19 protein-coding genes and 1 pseudogene are annotated in these 17,753 nt (G+C 36.9%); 6 read left to right on the forward strand and 14 right to left on the reverse strand.

From position 1 onward, the window contains the following. Positions 1-16: 16 nt before the first annotated feature. The 11 genes from H624_RS0102080 to pta all read right to left on the reverse strand — a co-directional run bounded on the left by H624_RS0102080 (position 17) and on the right by pta (position 12,277). Positions 17-1,105 carry an aminopeptidase P family protein gene (locus H624_RS0102080; protein ID WP_026866106.1) on the reverse strand — a complete coding sequence of 363 codons (1,089 nt, stop codon included), beginning with the start codon at positions 1,103-1,105 and terminating at the stop codon, positions 17-19. Then, positions 1,106-3,076 carry a S9 family peptidase gene (locus H624_RS0102085; protein WP_026866107.1) on the reverse strand — a complete coding sequence of 657 codons (1,971 nt, stop codon included), beginning with the start codon at positions 3,074-3,076 and terminating at the stop codon, positions 1,106-1,108. A 69-nt stretch (positions 3,077-3,145) separates the two neighbouring features. Beyond that, positions 3,146-4,099, reverse strand: coding sequence for a FecCD family ABC transporter permease (locus H624_RS0102090; protein ID WP_026866108.1), 954 nt, complete (start codon positions 4,097-4,099; stop codon positions 3,146-3,148). Further along, on the reverse strand, positions 4,092-4,994 hold the full coding sequence (locus H624_RS11480) for an ABC transporter substrate-binding protein (RefSeq protein ID WP_084145679.1): 903 nt from the start codon (positions 4,992-4,994) through the stop codon (positions 4,092-4,094). The genes H624_RS0102090 and H624_RS11480 overlap by 8 nt, the downstream gene beginning before the upstream one ends. A gap of 98 nt (positions 4,995-5,092) precedes the next feature. Continuing rightward, positions 5,093-6,745: an arginine--tRNA ligase gene (gene argS, locus H624_RS0102100; RefSeq protein ID WP_026866109.1), complete on the reverse strand. Its 1,653-nt coding sequence runs from the start codon at positions 6,743-6,745 to the stop codon at positions 5,093-5,095. 2 nt (positions 6,746-6,747) lie between these two features. Then, on the reverse strand, positions 6,748-7,146 hold the full coding sequence (locus tag H624_RS0102105) for a YwiB family protein (protein ID WP_026866110.1): 399 nt from the start codon (positions 7,144-7,146) through the stop codon (positions 6,748-6,750). A 185-nt stretch (positions 7,147-7,331) separates the two neighbouring features. After that, positions 7,332-7,859, reverse strand: coding sequence for a YwhD family protein (locus H624_RS0102110; RefSeq protein ID WP_026866111.1), 528 nt, complete (start codon positions 7,857-7,859; stop codon positions 7,332-7,334). Between the two features lie 11 nt (positions 7,860-7,870). After that, positions 7,871-9,166 (reverse strand): HD domain-containing protein, encoded by a 1,296-nt coding sequence (locus H624_RS0102115; RefSeq protein ID WP_035855775.1) that lies wholly within the window; start codon positions 9,164-9,166, stop codon positions 7,871-7,873. A 72-nt stretch (positions 9,167-9,238) separates the two neighbouring features. Then, positions 9,239-10,417 (reverse strand): MFS transporter, encoded by a 1,179-nt coding sequence (locus tag H624_RS0102120; RefSeq protein ID WP_026866113.1) that lies wholly within the window; start codon positions 10,415-10,417, stop codon positions 9,239-9,241. Positions 10,418-10,464: 47 nt separating this feature from the next. Continuing rightward, positions 10,465-11,283 (reverse strand): lipoate--protein ligase family protein, encoded by an 819-nt coding sequence (locus H624_RS0102125; RefSeq protein ID WP_026866114.1) that lies wholly within the window; start codon positions 11,281-11,283, stop codon positions 10,465-10,467. Beyond that, the gene (pta, locus tag H624_RS0102130; RefSeq protein ID WP_026866115.1) at positions 11,276-12,277 is read right to left on the reverse strand and encodes a phosphate acetyltransferase; all 1,002 of its coding nucleotides are present in this window, start codon (positions 12,275-12,277) and stop codon (positions 11,276-11,278) included. Before pta ends, H624_RS0102125 begins: the two co-directional genes overlap by 8 nt. 132 nt (positions 12,278-12,409) lie before the next feature. On the opposite strand from pta, the gene hemQ reads away from it, so the two are divergent. From hemQ to H624_RS11485, 4 genes are all read left to right on the forward strand, one after another. Beyond that, a complete protein-coding gene (hemQ, locus tag H624_RS0102135) occupies positions 12,410-13,159 on the forward strand; it encodes a hydrogen peroxide-dependent heme synthase (protein ID WP_026866116.1) in 750 nt (249 codons plus the stop codon). Positions 13,160-13,240: 81 nt separating this feature from the next. Then, a complete protein-coding gene (locus H624_RS12515; RefSeq protein ID WP_156889126.1) occupies positions 13,241-13,384 on the forward strand; it encodes a hypothetical protein in 144 nt (47 codons plus the stop codon). A 62-nt stretch (positions 13,385-13,446) separates the two neighbouring features. Further along, complete coding sequence (locus tag H624_RS12830; RefSeq protein ID WP_245570541.1) at positions 13,447-13,584, forward strand: hypothetical protein; 138 nt, start codon at positions 13,447-13,449, stop codon at positions 13,582-13,584. A gap of 12 nt (positions 13,585-13,596) precedes the next feature. Continuing rightward, a complete protein-coding gene (locus tag H624_RS11485) occupies positions 13,597-14,169 on the forward strand; it encodes an MBL fold metallo-hydrolase (protein WP_342664963.1) in 573 nt (190 codons plus the stop codon). A 51-nt stretch (positions 14,170-14,220) separates the two neighbouring features. Here H624_RS11485 and H624_RS11490 read toward each other — a convergent pair whose 3' ends face one another. Beyond that, positions 14,221-15,201, reverse strand: a complete 981-nt coding sequence (locus H624_RS11490) for an acyltransferase family protein (RefSeq protein WP_035855710.1) — start codon at positions 15,199-15,201, stop codon at positions 14,221-14,223. Between the two features lie 164 nt (positions 15,202-15,365). After that, a pseudogene (locus H624_RS11495) lies at positions 15,366-16,048 on the reverse strand (YczE/YyaS/YitT family protein). A 104-nt stretch (positions 16,049-16,152) separates the two neighbouring features. On the opposite strand from H624_RS11495, the gene H624_RS12835 reads away from it, so the two are divergent. Next, entirely contained in the window at positions 16,153-16,455 is a 303-nt protein-coding gene (locus tag H624_RS12835) for a LysR family transcriptional regulator (protein ID WP_240921846.1), read from the forward strand. Positions 16,456-16,467: 12 nt separating this feature from the next. Beyond that, positions 16,468-17,025, forward strand: coding sequence for a LysR family transcriptional regulator substrate-binding protein (locus tag H624_RS12840; protein ID WP_281170725.1), 558 nt, complete (start codon positions 16,468-16,470; stop codon positions 17,023-17,025). 54 nt (positions 17,026-17,079) lie between these two features. Here H624_RS12840 and H624_RS0102165 read toward each other — a convergent pair whose 3' ends face one another. Further along, positions 17,080-17,745 (reverse strand): hypothetical protein, encoded by a 666-nt coding sequence (locus H624_RS0102165; protein ID WP_026866117.1) that lies wholly within the window; start codon positions 17,743-17,745, stop codon positions 17,080-17,082. Positions 17,746-17,753 lie beyond the last annotated feature (8 nt).

The raw sequence follows: 17,753 nt of genomic DNA on the forward strand, positions 1-17,753 counted from the left end.
ATACAGCTCCTAGGGTTTATTGTATAATCATCGATTCAAAATCTTTTGGAAATGCGTTGAGATTAATTGTATTATCATCTTCAATATACAACATATCTTCGATTCTGACACCGCCAAAATCAGGAATGTATATTCCTGGTTCTATGGTAATCACATTCCCCGCTTCTAACTTATCTTTGTTTTCACCATGAACAGAAGGTGCCTCGTGGATATCTAAGCCAAGACCGTGACCAATACGGTGCATGAAATACTCACCGTACCCTGCATCTTCGATAACCTGTCTCGCACTTTTATCGATATTTGAGAGTTCTGTTCCTTCTTGACTCGCTTTAATACCTGCAAGATTTGCATTCAACACTGTTTTATAGATTTCTTCTTGCTTTTCAGTCGCTTCTCCAACAATAAAAGTTCGTGTCATATCTGAAACATAACCTGTATCCGATACAACTCCGAAATCAATTAACAAGAAATCTCCTTTTTGGATGACGGCATTGCCCGTGTCACCATGTGGTAAGGCAGATTTTTTACCTGTTAATACACTTGGTCCAAAACTTGGTCCTATTGCACCATAAGATTTAAATTGTTTGACCAGGAAGTCTGACACTTCCATTTCTGTCTTGCCTTCAACAGTAAATGTTTTAAGATTCTCTAGTGCCTTTTCTGTCATATCGACGGCACGTTGTAATTCATTTTTGTCATGGTCATCTTTTATTCCACGTAAGTAATTGATGTGATTATCAAGGGTCTGAATATTCTCAGCTTGATATTGTTCAATCAACCTAAGGTAACGATCATAGATTAGATGACTGCCTTCGACTGCGATCGTCTTATCACTTGGAATTGTCTTAAAGACATATGAAAATGCATCTTCCTTATCATCATGTGGAAGGTAATGATCTAAATCCGTATTATTTTTCACTGTTTCACCATCTAGTGCTGGGTAAATCATCGTTGTTTCTTTTGACTGATTATCGATTAACAAGAGTAACAATCGTTCATGTGGGTCTAAGCGTACACCGGTAAAGTAAAAAATGTTTAATGGATTAGATATTATTGAATAATCCGCTTCGACACTTGCTGCTAATTCATCGATTTTGCTCGCCATCTATTTTCCCTCCTCAGAATATGAAATGTACTTATCAAACCATCCTGTGATTTGTTCTAATCTTGCGAGACGTAAACTCGGTTTTCCTGAACGTGAAAGCTCATGAGAAGAAGATGGGAAACGGACAAACTCAGTTTCCTTACCGTGATATTTCAACTCTATAAAGAACTGCTCTGCTTGTTCGATTGGACATCTAATATCTTCTTCACCATGTAAAATAAGTAAAGGTGTTTCAACTTGTTTCGCATATTTCAAAGGTGAGTGATGCCACAATTTTTCAAGATCATCAAGTCCAGCTAAAATCTGCCAATCTGTAAAGTAATAACCAATATCTGAGACCCCTCTAAAGCTAATCCAATTCGAAATTGAGCGCTGGGTCACAGCTGCTTTAAAACGGTTCGTATGCCCTACAATCCAGTTGGTCATAAAGCCACCATATGATCCACCTGTTACACCTAAATTATCTTGATCAATCCAATCATACTTATTGGTAATATAGTCCACTGCGGCCATAATATCTTTATAGTCACCGTTACCGTAATCCCCTCTTACAGCATCAACAAACTCCTGAGAATAACTGTGTGACCCTCTAGGATTAATAAATAATACGGCATAGCCTTTCGCTGCTAACACTTGCATCTCATGGAAGAACGTATTGGCATATAAGGCATGTGGTCCACCATGTATATTGGTTACCATCGGATAGATTTGACCAGCCTGATAATCAGCTGGTTTCATGAACCAACCGTGAACTGTCGTCTCATCAAAACTAGAAAACTTAATTTTTTCTGGATAAACGAGTGTTGTTTTCGATACGTAGTCCTTATTGACTTCGGTTAATTGAACAAGTTCTTCTGTTTCAAAATCAAATTTATATAGTTCACTCGGTGACACATGCGTTGAAATTGTTAAGTAGGCACCTGACTCATCTGCATCCATACCAAAAATGTTATGGTCGCCACGGTAAAGTGGCTTAATATGCCCATTAATGTCTCCTTGGTATAAGTTCACACTACCAAATTCCGACACGATAAAAACATACTCACTATTTGAAATCCACTTCGTCGGATTACCGTCAATATTTTGTTGGGTATCTTGTGCGACTAAGCCACCGACTGGTTTGTCGAGTGCTGTAGTGACATCAATAATATCGCCTGTAGTTAGATTCAAAACTTCGATATGTGGGTGTGTTGCATTCTTATATTGACGTGTCATCACTGTCATTAAAATATGTGACCCATCTGGTGATAATTCCGCTTTAAAGACATTCATGTCTGAACGTAACAATTGATCCGTACCGTTTTTACGTAAATACAGTTTAGAAGAAAAATTGAAATCTGGATTATCACTTTGATCAGTTGAGTAAATAAAACCAGTATCTGTTAAGTCATGAAGTTGATAGTTCGCTTCGCCTTTTAAGACCACTTCTGTTTCTTTAGTATGAATGTTTACTTTTTTAATCTGTGAATATTTCTCGGGAAATATTCCATATGGTGATGGCCCACCATCAGATTTATATTTCATTTTATTAATAATCGTCGGTTTCGGTGTTTTACTATCTTTTTCTTCTTCAGACTCTTTTGTGTCCTTTCCTTCTCTGACAGAATAATAAATTGTCTCATCATCTGAACTAAAGACTGGGTTAGATGCACCATCTTTTTCAAAGGTAATTTGTTCGCGTTCCCCACCTGTGTGACGGAGTATGAAGATCTGTGTTTTTTTGTCTTTATCAGGTGCTGTGAAGGCTGTCATATTTCCATTATAGGCATGACACACATTACCGATTACTTCATCTTTATATGTAAGTTGAATGTTGCCTTGGCCATTGTGAGAATGAAGGTAGGCATAGTACGTATCCTCGTCCTTATCAGTACGACTCGTTAAATACGTCACGCTCGAGCTATTTGGGACGACTTTTGGTGCAGAAACGGATTGTATATCAAAAATGTCTTCGATTGAAACTTTTGTCATTAAAAATCCCCCTTTTTAATTAATATAACACTCTTTAGTTCACCCTACTAACGAATGAATGAAATGGCTTCATTTTTTAGTACTTAATGTGCGTTGATATAAGAGATATATAAATATAGGAACAGCAGATAACATGACCATAACACCTGTAGGAATGCTAACTGGTGCAAAAAGTGTACGCCCTAAAGTATCTACGATTAGAACATAGATTGCACCAACAAGAATCGAACGTTTTAACAACGGGATAAATGGCATCGGCTTAAGGTACATAATCACCTGAGGAACGATAATGCCTACAAGAGCAATAATACCGGTGTAACCTAAGGCAACAAGTGGCGGAACAGCAGCGGTCATTAATAACATCGGGCGTATTTTACTCACATTGACGCCTAAGGCATGTGCCCGAATATCTCCTAGCTTTAACAAATCTAACTGTCTGCCATATCTTATTAACAAGATAAATGCAATAAATGTCAGCACCATAACGACGGCAACTTGGTAGTAATTTACGCCACTCAAGGAGCCAAACATGTACCTTGAGATGTTCTGTGTATCTTCTGGATTAACTAAGATAATCAAGTACAAAATACCCGAGAGTAATGAACCCAGTAGAACGCCGGTTATAATTAATGTTTCTGGACGGTAAGACAAATCTAAACGCCGTGCAATTATTAGCACGAGTACCATGGTCAAAAGACCACAAATGATGCTCATAATTGGTGCGAAGATAACAGGGATGACTGTAATCACTGTCAAAGCTGAACCGAGAACCGCCCCATTAGCCATACCTAAAGTAAAGCTATCCACCATCGGATTTTTCAAGATAATTTGAAATACTGCCCCACTCATACTTAAGCTTGCTCCAAGGAAAATTGCCATTAACACTCTTGGCAATCTCACATCTAGCATGATTGTATATGACTGCATTGTAGACACATCAGAGAAACTAACAGATCCAACAAACACACTAACAACCAGACAGAGCATTAAGATCATTGATAGAACAACATTTGTCTTATTCATATATACACTGAGCGACTTCTTCTAAGCCTTCAACGAACCTAGGACCTGGTCTTGAAATCGTATCTGGATTTGGAATACATTGGTTGCGTTCATCGGCAATCTCAGTTGTATCTAGCCCAGAGATACTAGAAATTTCTTCAGATAATGTTTCATTATCTTGTCCAGATGTTGAGATCACCTTCGTTGGTTCACGTGCAATTAACTCTTCCGATGTAACAGATGGATAACCTTCGACATCATCAAAAGCATTCTCTACTTCTAAAGTTTCCAAAAAGTCATCAATAAAGGTATCATCACCTGCAATATAAATATCTGGTACCACTGACACTAGGAGCAGCACACTATCATCAGTTTGTTGATCTTCATAAGTGGCTTTAAGGTCTGTAAGTTCTTTTTGAAGTTCAGTATTTAAATTTTCAGCTTCACTACGCTTATCAATAAAATCACCAACTTGTGTTATCGTATCGTAAATTGCATCAATTGATTGCGCATCGTCTACTACTAAGATTTCAGCACCTGTATTATCAGCCACACGGTCAATAATATCCTTGTTCGCATCATGGTTTGAAGCATGTGAAATAATATGTGTTGGATCTAGAGCCATCATAGCCTCTTCATCTAAATCAAAAGTATCCAGCCTTGTTAAATCTTCAGACAGATCCTCAGGGTATGTATCTACTGTTGTAATGCCCACCAAGTCTTCTGTTGAACCAAGCTCTGCGATGATTTCCGTATTACTTGGTATCAAAGAAATAATATTCATATCTTCATTCGAGCTCTGATCAACAGCGGATTCATTAGAACAGGCTGTCATAACTATCGTAAATAAGGTTAAGAAAAATAATTTTGTGTGCCTAGGTAATTTTTTGATAATCACCATCTCCTTTAGCATCATTATAATAAAGTTACACTGTCTATTGTAGGGTGATTTATTTATAAAATGACATACAAAAAGGGGCTGGGCAAAAATATTCCCAACCCCTTCTTAGTTACTTACATTCTTTCAGGTGCATTCACATCTATTAATCTTAGGGCATTCTCTAAAGTTTGACGAACGGCTTCAATCATTAAAATATAAGCACGTGTCTTATCGTCATTTTCTCCTAGTACTTTTTCAGCATTATAGAATTTATGGAAGCTCGCAGCTAAGTCATGGATGTAATTTGGAATTCTTTGTGTCGCACGAGCTTCTGCTGCACCTCGAACAATATTAGGAAATTCTAATATTTTCTTCAGTAATTCAAGTGCTTGCTCGTTGGTGATTACATCCACTGCAACTGTTTGGTCTATATCAAAACCACTTTCCTTCGCTTGACGTAAAATACTGCATATTCTAGCGTGTGCGTATTGTGCATAGTAAACCGGATTATCAGAGGATTCACTACGTGCTAAGTCTAAATCAAAGTCAAAATGCGTATCAGTTGAGCGCATAACCATGAAGTAACGTGCAGCATCAACACCAATCATATCGATTAAATCTCTCATCGTCACTGCCTTACCAGTACGTTTACTCATCTTCACTTCTTGACCGTTTTCAATTAAACGGACAATTTGCATGATTTCAATTTCTAACTTCTCCGGGTTCTCACCTAAAGCACCGAGTGATGCTTTTAGACGGTTAATATAACCATGGTGGTCTGCACCAAAGAGGTTAATTAACTTATCATATCCACGCTCCACTTTGTCATAGTGATAAGCAATATCTGGCATTAGATATGTGAAGGTCCCGTCTTTTTTCACGATAACGCGGTCTTTGTCATCCTTAAAGTCTGTTGTGCGTAGCCATGTCGCATCATCACTTTCATAGATGAAACCATTGTCTTTCATCTTGGTCATCGCTTCATCTATTTCGCCACTTTCGTATAGTGAGGTTTCACTAAACCAGTTGTCAAAGTGAATACGAAAATCGCTTAAATCTTCTTTTAGTTTACGCATTTCATATTCGACACCAAGGTCTCTAAATTTACTAATACGTGCAGTTTCATCTAAATCTTTATACTCAGGGTGAGCCTCAGCTAACTCTTCACCAATCACCTTAATATCTTTACCGTTATAACCATCTTCCGGCATGTTCAATCCTTGACCTAAAGCCTCAAAATAACGTGCTTCTATGGAACGTGCTAAGTTGTTAATTTGATTACCGGCATCGTTGATATAGTATTCACGTGTGACATCATAGCCAGCAAAATCCATGATATTAGAAAGTGTTGCACCAACTGCACCATTTCTCGCATGACCAATGTGAAGATCGCCTGTAGGATTTGCAGAAACATACTCGATTAACACTTTTTCTTTCGTTTCAAGCTCTGAACGACCATAGTTTTCTTTTTGGTTTAGAACCTTAAATATAACGTTTAAGAGTTCTTTACTTTCCATTTTAAAATTGATAAAACCTGGTCCTGCAATGCTGACTTCACTTACACTTGCTTTTTCTTTATCCAGTTTTTCAATGATTAATTCAGCAATTTCTCGAGGGTTTCTACGCGCAAGTTTAGTCAAAACCATCGCTGCATTAGTAGAAAAGTCTCCGTTATTCTTATCTTTTGGAACTTCGACTTTTACACTAGGCATATCTGATTCTTCGACTAAGTTTGCACTTTTGATTGCACTTTCAATCGCTTCTTTAAGTTGTTGTTTTAAATCCATATTTAAGCCCTCTCTAACTTATATTTGTAGTGACCAAGTAGTGACCCCGATTCAAATAAATCATATTCAATATACAAGCCTGTGTCACTAGCATCCAGTTCATGCGTCAATATTTCAAACTGATGTCGGCCGGCTGGGGAATCATAAAATGTTGATGTTCTCATACCTTTTTCAAAGTGAAAATTCATATTGATAATGCCACGTCTCTGTAATTTTATATTACAATCACTTATTCTAACTGTGACTTTTAGCTCATGTTCATCCAATGATTCTGTATAACGCAAATAACGGTCTTCTTTATCTATGACTGAAACGTTTAAATCTTGTTTGTATTCATTTTTCTCACCATGCATATCAACGATTTGAGATAGCTTATACATACCTTGATTTGGAGCGTTCATTTTATCACCTTCAATATTACAAATTATAGCACAATGCATGTAAATTGACGCCTAAAACATAAAAAAGGCAGGGCTTTCGCCCCACCTAAGTGTCCTAGTTATATCACTATAACTATAATATATTTTATCCATAGATTTAGGAATGTGCAACGTAATTTTAGAAAGTCATAAAAAAGACATATTTGCTAGGACTGAACACCGAGTGCTTCCTGCATACGGTCTGAGTTATTCCACATTTCTTCATTATGTTGTTGTAAAAAGTCGATTAGCGCATCTTTTGAGCCCTGATCCAGAAGCTCAAGCTTAATGCGACCTTTCATTGCATCATCTAAACTATTTACGTGTTCATGCATCATTTTATAGCCGCGACGTTTTTCCTTATTAACCATTAAATAACAAGCACCTGCGCCGTTATAGACAGGACCAACTTCCTTACGTTCGACTGCTATCCAAACAAGATAATACTCTTTAGCATCTTCACCTTCGGCTTCAGTCTTATCCGTAATCCACTTCACTCGTTTTTCAACTTCAGCTTTACCATGTAAGCCGCCGATATCTAATACTGCTTCTTTCGTTTCAATATTAATATATATTGGTGCAATGTTTTCTAGACTAATTGAGCCAAAATTTTGTCCTCTATGACCATCAAGTGGGTCATTTTTTATAATATTAAATTGAAATCCTGGCTTTTTCTTTGGTTTTTCATCTGCCAAATTGAACCCTCCTAATCAAGTTCGTTTAGTAAATTAATAATTTCCGCCTTTACACTCAAATCTTCGATGGCTAAAATTTTCTCTTTCGGATAATACAGACGAGACCCTAAACGATGCAAGCCTGTAATTGAATTAATGATGGCAGATTGTGAACTAATTTCTCTAATATCACCATTCGATCTCAATAGATGAATCGGCTGACGATTTGTTTTTTGACCAGGGCGGTCGTAGTCATATGGTAAATCAGAATAACTATCACTAAATACATAATAGTTAGGGTCTAGGCCAGCTCGTCTATACAAATCATTGAGTTCAGAAATTGTAATTATAGAGCCATCAAACGGCAAGTATTTAAATAAATCTCTGTTTACAAAACGACTTGCTAAATCGCTGAGAATTTCATCGTCTTCACGAATCCACTCTTGTAAGTAAAAGTTCACAACCATTTCATCAAGTCGTAAATAATCTTCAACAGTTACATTCTCATTAAAGAAAGGGATGAAATATGTTGGTGCTTGTTTAAAATTATAGCTAGACTGGTGGAGATGCTTCGCACGTCTTAAAATAAGATTTAAAAGTACTTCCCCACCACGTGACACAGGATGGAAATACACCTGCCAATACATCTGATAACGACTCATCAGGTAGTCTTCAACAGCGTGCATCCCACTTTCTTTGATTAACACTTCATTTTTTGAAGGTCGCATCACTCTTAATATACGTTCCATATCAAAATTACCATAACTGACTCCCGTATAATAAGAATCTCTCTGCAGGTAGTCCATACGGTCAGCATCAATTTGGCTTGAAATCATGCTGATAACTAATTTATTTGGATGTGTCTTATTTATAACTGCTGCCACTTGTTCTGGGAAGTCTTGAGAAACTCTCGATAGTACCTCATTGACTTCTGTCGAACCTAAGATAATTTTCTTTGTAAATTCCTCATGGTCAGTATGAAAAATATCTTCAAAGCTATGGGAGAACGGTCCATGACCTAAATCATGTAGGAGTGCTGCAGTAAGTGCGAGCAACTTATCATCTTTGTTCCACTCAGGATATTCTTCAAAGTTATCAATCATACGTCGCACAATTTCATAGACGCCTAGCGAATGGTTGAAGCGAGAATGTTCTGCCGAATGAAAAGCAAGATACAGAGTCCCGAGTTGTTTTATTCTACGCAGGCGTTGAAACTCTTTAGTTTTAATAAGGTCCCAAATCACCTGGTCTCTGACATGAATATATCGGTGAACTGGATCTTTAAATACTTTTTCTTCTTGCAGTTGCTTGTGACTATATTCGCTCATTACCAATGGGTGACGCCTCCTTTTTCAATCCAATAATATCATAAATTTACGATTAACAACCAATAGCTCACATTAGCTTTGAGATTGGTTAGCTCTTTTTCCAACAAAAAGCATGTAACATAAACCAGCTATGAGAATTGGGAGAATCAGCCACAGATACATACCGTCATATCCGACAAATGGTATCAAAAGACCGAGTAAAACTGGGCCAAAACCTAAGCCGATTTCTAAAATAATAAAGTAAGTTGATGTGGCAAGACCTACATTTTCTTTCGGTGCCACTTTCACACAGATAATCTGGGCAGCCGATTGGAAGTTACCAAAACCTAAACCAATAATGAAACCTGCGACTAGTACAAGCAGTCCGGAGGTCGTATTTCCAAGAATTAAAAAGCCAATCGCCATTAGAATAAATGTCGGGTAGATGACCATATTAGGTCCCTTTTGGTCAATTAAGCGCCCCGTAAATGGTCGGGTCGATAAGACCGCTACTGCATAAACAATAAAGAAGAAACTCGCAGCAGTCACAACATCAATTTCAATTGCATAAGTATTTAAAAATGATAATACACTGGAATATGCTAACCCCATTAGGAATATAGGCATCAACATTCGTAGAGAATTTTTCTCTATCAGAATAAATTTAGTCGGCTTAACTGCTGTCTCTTTAGTTATGTTATTAATTTTTATCATTGGGATCATCAACACAACTAAAACCATGAGTACGCCGACGTATACTAACATCATTTCAAAGGTAATTACTTCAAGTAATAAGAAAGCAATAAAGGGTCCAACTGCACTCGCAACTACCATACTTAAACTAAAGTAACTTATTCCTTCACCCCTACGCTCTTCAGGGACAGAAATTGTTGCGAGTGTATTGAGTGCTGTCGAGATAATACCTGTTGCGAGACCATTTAAAAGACGTGTCACCAAGAGGAATGTTAGGCCAAAATCAAAGAAATATAAAATGTAAGTTAAAAAATACAGGCTAGTTCCGATAACCATAATTTTCCGAGCACCAAGATGGTTAATTTGATACCCTGTCACTGCGCGACCGATTAGAACACCGACAATAAAAATACTCGCCGTAAAACCAGCAATACTTGGATTGATATCATATTTTTCAATGATGTAGTTTCCTACCGTTACTAAAGTTGAATACATCGCACCCATTAGAATAAAGTGAAAGGCAAAAATCGCTATAAATTCCTTGGTCCATATTTTTGGTGCGTAGACACTGTTTGACATTAAATTCCTTCTTTCTGACAAATTAAAACCAGTATTTAAAATACTGGTTAGTTAGCATTCATATATTTACTATTGCGGTTTTTGATATTATCTGTAAAACGTTCATAGACTGTCTTATCCGTTTCTGATAACTCTCTGAAATCCACAACATTCGCACCCATTTTCTCAAGTGCTTTTAAGGTGAGCGCCTCAACTTCTTGAACGCTAAAGTTTGTTTTTAAGAGCTCATTTAGAGAAGCCATATGTTCTGGATTAATCAAGGGATAAGTAAATTTCTCACTTTCTACTGCACGTGCATACTTATAAAAATCCTTCATTAATTTAGCACGTTCACTACCACTGCCCGTAACAGATAAATAAATCTGTACTGCCACCCCGTCCTTGATTCGGCGTTGTGAAATACCAGCAAATTTTTTACCATCAATGCTTAAATCATATGTACCTGGGCAATAACTATCATGAATTTCATATGCTTCAATACCTTGGTCCTTAAACATAGTTTGAACCAACTCTACCATCATATCATAACCATCTTCTATATACTGGAAATCCGCCTTAGGTATGACAAGTGAAATGTTCAACACACCATCATCAAGTACGACACCGAGCCCCCCACTATTTCGAACGATAAATTCAAAACCTGCATCATTTAAAAAATCTAAGCCATAATTCAACTTAGGCAGACGTGCATCTTGTAGTCCTAAGATGATAAATGGACTGTGCTGCCAAAAACGAATCTTTGGCGTGTTATCTTCTGATACTTGATGTTGTAAAAAATCATCGAAAGCAAAGGATTCAAAGGGATGTGTTGTATGATACTTGTGAATCACTTCAACAGTTTTACCTGTGAAGTAGGTCTCACTCATTACTATCGCCTTCACGATTTGCAACAACTTGTGTTGCAGTAAATAGAGCTAGGTTATAAACCTCTTCTGTTGTCGTGCCACGAGACAGATCATTAACAGGCTTTCTTAAACCTTGAAGAATTGGCCCATATGCCTCAAAGCCACCGAGTCTTTGTGCAATTTTGTAACCGATATTTCCCGCTTCTAGTGATGGGAAGATGAATACATTAGCGTTTCCTTTTAAAGGTGAGTTTGGTGATTTTTTCTCCGCTACACTTGGTACAAAGGCCGCATCGAACTGTAACTCGCCATCAATAATCGCATCAGGTAATTTGTTTTGTGCATATTCTGTTGCGAGACGCACACGTTCTGCTTCTTCAGTCTTCGCAGAACCTTTAGATGAGAAGCTCAATAAGGCAACCCTTGGTTCAACACCAAAACTTGCTGTTGTTTTCGCCGTTTCCACTGCAACCTCAGCCAATTCATCAGCAGTCAATGTCGGGTTAATGGCACAGTCACCCATGACATATAATTCATTATCACGACGCATGAAGAAGATACCACTTGTCTTAGAGACACCTTCTTTAGTTTTAATGATTTGAAGCGCCGGGCGAACAGTGTCTGGTGTAGAATGCATAGCGCCTGATACAAGACCTTGTGCATAGTTTGTATGTACCAGCATTGTGCCAAAATAGTTTACGTTTGTACCGATAATTTCGACTGCCTGATCTGCAGTTACCTTGCCATTTCTTACTGTTTGAAATTCATCCGCGAGTTTCTGACTTAATTCAGAAGTTGCTGGGTTTATAATTTCTAAGTAATCTATATCTATATTTTCTTCTTTTGCTATTCTTATTATTTCATCAGTATCCCCAAGAACAATTGGATGCACATAGCTATTCTTTGAATGCTGTGAAGCGGCAGTTAATATGCGCTTATCAATACCTTCTGGGAACACTATCTTAATTTTTTCACCATGTAAGTTGTTTTTAAGATTCGTAATAAAGTTACTCATTATGGCCTCCTCGGTGAATTACTTTATATATTATTATACTGGTTCTGTCACATCTTTTAAACATAATCTGTTGTTAAAACGTTTTCTACTAACTAAAATAGAGTTATATATATATCAAAAGGAGAGAATAGAATGAGCGAACCGGTCAGTACAATAGAAGGTTATTATAGCTTACATTTACTTTATAGCGTGGATTGGGCTGCATTTAAAGTTTTAGATGATGAAGAGAAAGATGCCTTGTTAGAAGAACTCCGGACATTCTTGGTTGAACAAGAAGCTGTTCACAACAATAAAGAAGGTGACTATGCTTTCTACAATGTTATGGGACACAAAGCAGATTTGATTTTCTGGTTCTTAAGAAACACGCCAGAAGAATTAACTAAACTTGAACTTCAAATCAATAAACTTGGTATTGGAGATTTCTTAGTTCCAACATACTCTTATGTTTCAATCATTGAAATGAGTAGCTATCTAGGTGGTAATAAGACTGCTGAGGAAATGCTTGCCATCCCTCACATTCAAAATAGACTCTTCCCTAGCCTAGATAAGTCTAAATATATTTGTTTCTATCCAATGGATAAAAAACGTGACCTAGACGATAATTGGTATATGCTACCGATGGATGAGCGCAAACAATTGATGCGTGATCACGGTATGATTGGTCGCCAATATGCAGGTAAAATCAAACAGTTCATTTCTGGTTCTCAAGGTCTAGACAAATACGAATGGGGTGTAACGCTACTATCAGATGACATGCTTGAGTTCAAGAAAATCATCTATGAAATGCGCTTTGATGAAGCAAGTGCTCGTTATGGTGTCTTTGGTGACTTCTATGTCGGCAGTATCATCGAACGTGATGGATTAGAAGCGTACTTTAAGTAATAGATATTTTAAGTATTCCTCTGTTTTATCCTCTTTAAAATGGGTTATATATAATTATCTAGATTTTTAGGAGGAAACCTTATGAAGCGCTTGTTAAAGCGTGTAGCAATCTTTGCTGCACCAATTATCATCAATAAAATCGGTGAGAAATTCATGAATAAAGGCAGTAAAGATACTGACTCAAATTCAGGTACTTATCCAAGTAAGAAAAATAAAAGAAAATAAAGATCAACTTATAAAATCCACCTAACAATCGTTAAGTGGATTTTACTATAGAGAGGACGCCTATGATTAAACAAATTTCAGATCACGTCTATGTTATGCCATTTGATAGTGAGCGGGACCGGCCACACATTGGATATATTCAAGGTGAACAGTTTAGTGTTTTAGTTGATGTCGGTAATTCACCTGAACATCTCAGTTAAGTACTAAATGAAATTCAAGAAAATAATTTACCAGAACCGACACTTGCCATCATCACCCATTGGCACTGGGATCATACTTTTGCTATGCATGCTTTTAAAGGTAAAACAATCGCCCACAAAAAGACAAATGATATCTTGTCTCAGGTCAGCACTTGGGAGTGGACAAAAGACGCGATGATGGAACGTCTTAGAACAGGTGAAGAATGTCAATTTTGCCATCATCATATCCTTATCGAATATGATGATATCTCAGAGATGAAAGTCGTAACTGCTGATATCGTCTATGACAACACGCTATCTTTAGACTTAGGAAACCTGACTGTACACGTTGTACCTATCGATAATCCCCATTCAGATGATGGTGTTGTGTTGTTCGTAGAAGAAGAAAAAGTGCTATTTGCTGGTGATGCAGACAGTGGCGAGTATTATAAATTAGATGGTGGTTATGATTCAGACCGCTTCTATCACTACGTAAAAACAGTTGATCAATTCCCATACGAAACCTATATTCATGGACATGTGGGACCCTTTAACCGTGAAGAGACTCAAAGATTTCGGCAAACAATCATAGATGAAGAATTGTAGGCAAAATACCGATTAATATACGAAAGAGAGCCGATAAAATCAGCTCTCTTTTTATTTCTTCCATTTTAATTCTACTAGTGGACGGGTCAATGTCACAACTGGCTTACTTGATAGCACCAACACAATAAGCGCTGAGAAAATGACAAATATAAAGGTTTCATACCATCTGTCATACCAAAGCACATCAAATTCTCTAAGTGGCTGGATTATAAAGCCGTGTAAAAGATAGACATATAAGGTATTTTGTCCAAGCTTAGTGAGGTAACCATAGTTTTTGTCTGGTATCCAAGCAATCATAAAAATAATAAGCAAGGTAGCAAGTACATAAATAATGAGTCGCATCAAGCTACCACTGATTTCAGCTTCCAACGAGCGGTAAGCAATAGCGCCAGTTAACCAGTCAGTATCTAGAGATACATCGATATTTATCGAGCTGTATATAAAAACAAAAAGTACAACTGCAAATATAAGTCCAATTATCCTTAAGCCCTTGGTTTTTAACATGACTACATGCTCTTTATTCATATAATACCCGGCTAAAAAGAATGGGAAGAACACTATCGTTCTAGACAAACTTAGGCCAAAACTTGATAAATCCACATAGCCAACTGAAATGCCTATGAGGACCGTAAGCGGAATACCTACGTATGCCGGAAAGCGTTTAAACAAGATTAACAATATGTGCCAACTAAATAGACTGACTAAGAACCACATCGCCCATTGCGGTTTCAGAATACCCACGTACACGTCCTCTCTACCTAAGAGAAGATACAAGCCCGTATATATAACTTGAAAAATAAAATAAGGCAAAAGTAAATTCTTAGCGAGCTTTAAAATGTATTTAGGTTCACCAATACCCTTAGCAAAAAAACCTGCCAACAAGATAAACATTGGCATATGGAAAATATAAATAAAGGCATAGATTGAATTTATTAATTGTGAATCCGTCGCAAATGGTTGAATCATATGACCGAACACGACTAAGAAAATCAAAATCAATCTCGCATTATCAAAAAACGGTAAGCGGTTCATAGTTCTCCTCCGGGCCAAAAAATATCATTCCCAATATAGTAGGATAATTTACACGAAAATGAAAGTAAAATAAAAAAAGAATCTTAAACTAATTAAGATTCTAATAACACATTATTTTCTTTCTCTTCCCGTTCTTTTTCCTGCTCTTGTTTCTCTAGCACAGTTCATTCAACTGATTCTTGTAGCGTATCTTTTGGTAGATGTACAAAATCCATAAGTGCAGGCTGGAATTTTCTCATCATCCAACCCAGTATCTTTCCTACAAAAAGCGCAGTTACAAATGTTCCGATACCTATAGATCCTAGTGTTTGAGTAAATATTAAACCTATAACAACAGCAACAATAACGTTCAACATATCACTTGTGACCTTGGCCTTGGAGAACTCTAGATTAAAACGATCACTAATCACATGTGTCAATTCATCATATGGCATTAAAGGGAACTTAGCATTGAAATAGCCGAGTAGGCCCAAAGCCACAAAGAATAGACTAACTAAAAGGAAAATAGCTTGTGTCACTAAATTTCAGGGTTAGGTAATTGTTGAACTAAAAACAAGGTAAAGTCCATCATACCTCCAAATAAAAATGCGATGATGAGTTGAACAATTGCTTCTCTAATATTTAGTCTTTTACTTAAAAGAATTTGAACAATGATAAACAATACGTTAGCGGCAACTGTCATTAAACCGATGGAAATTCCAGAAGAAAGTGTGAGTGCATAAGCAAGTGAAGACACAGGCGATACACCCATGTTTGCTTGAATTGAAAAACTGACGCCGAGGGAAAGGAAAAATAAACCTAATACATAAATGAATAAACGTTTTACTGTGACATTAATATGCGAAATAATTAATCCCCCTTCAAAATTTGTCCATTAAATATTATATCAAGGTTTGTGAATAATATATAAATATAATGAAGTCATATTAAAAATAATATGTTGGAGGGCTTATGGATTTTAGACAGCTATACTACTATAGAGAAATTATTCGAGAAGCAAGTATTTCTAAGGCAGCTGAAAAGTTACATATTGCTCAGCCACCCCTTAGTCAGCTATTAAAACGTTTAGAAGATGAACTTGAAACAACACTGATTCACCGTTACCGACAAAAGTGGGAAGTCACTGAAGCGGGTCGTCTTTTATATGATTACGCAAGTCAAATAATTGGCCAGTCTGATCAACTTAAAAAGAGAATTCATGAACTTGAGATGGGTCAAGGTGGAACCATTGAAATAGGCGTCTCATCCTCATGATATAACTTATTAATCGACTATCTTCATAATTTCCGGTCACTCTATCCAAATGTTAAGATACTCATCCATTCCGGTGATTCTGAAACTTTAATTGAAAAACTTAAAGAAAAGGAAATAGACATTGCCATTGTCATGCGTCCTTCAATGACTGATGATTATGATGTTAAAACACTCGAGAGTGAGCCTAATATTTTAATCACTCCAGAAAGCTGGGCGAGTAGTTTACCAGAAGAACCAGAATTAAAAGACCTGGTCCATCTTCCCTTTATTATGCTCGGTGCAATGAAGGACTATACTTTTAGAAACGATTTACTCAAGTCATTCGCCCGTCGAGGAATCAAACCAGATATCGTCATGGAGTGTAAAGACCTACCTATTTTGGTTTCGTTGGTCAGCCACGAACTCGGCATCTCTATTATTCCTGGTATGAATAAAAAATCCTTAGATACGGAACATCTAAAAATCTATAAATTACCTCAATTAGAAGTGACTGTAGAACCTGTCTTTTTAAAACTAAAAGATATACCAATGTCGACAGCTGCGAATAACTTTTGGAACTTAGTAAACTAGTAAAAACCCTCTCGGAAAATTGAATTTCCGAGAGGGTCATACCAATTATAGAATTTATTTTACTTTTACCGGCATATCTTTCAAGATTCTCGATAAAATCCACGCGTAAATTATCGTTAGAACAACCGCAGCAATATGACCAAAGTATACAATCGCTTCACCCAAATAAGCTAAATCATTCATAAAGTTCTCAGTAAAGACTTGCAGAATAATTAATATTAGTCCAGCTACTATTGATGTCATTCCGGCTGCGAATCCTCTACTAAAGGCCGCTCCGATTAATGCACCTGTCACAAAGTACAGTGGACCTTGTAAGAAAATGAATAGTCCATTGCCAAATACCGATAAGCCTTTAATTTGCTCTTCCATCAAATAATCCCCTGCTAATGGTGTAAAGGATAATACAAAGTTAATGATAATCACCAAAACTGCTGTAATTACAGCTGTCAATATAGCTGAAGTTATCAATGATTTGAAAAATGTCTTTCTGGAAACACCGGAATTCACTGCCCATTCAAAGAAACCAAGGACCGTTGTTATTCCAACAACTGCAAAGTATATTCGTGCTGTTCTCATACCCGTTCCAAAGAATGAAGATGTCGGGTCATTTAGAAAACTGAGTATGATATATATAATGAGCAGTATCCCTAAAAATACAAAGGTGAACATCGATAATATATAAGTTAGAGACTGAGTCGTTTCTTTAAATTTTGTCTTCATTATTTACC

Source organism: Jeotgalicoccus marinus DSM 19772 (genome assembly GCF_000425825.1).
In the GTDB taxonomy this organism is placed as follows: Bacteria; Bacillota; Bacilli; order Staphylococcales; family Salinicoccaceae; genus Jeotgalicoccus; species Jeotgalicoccus marinus.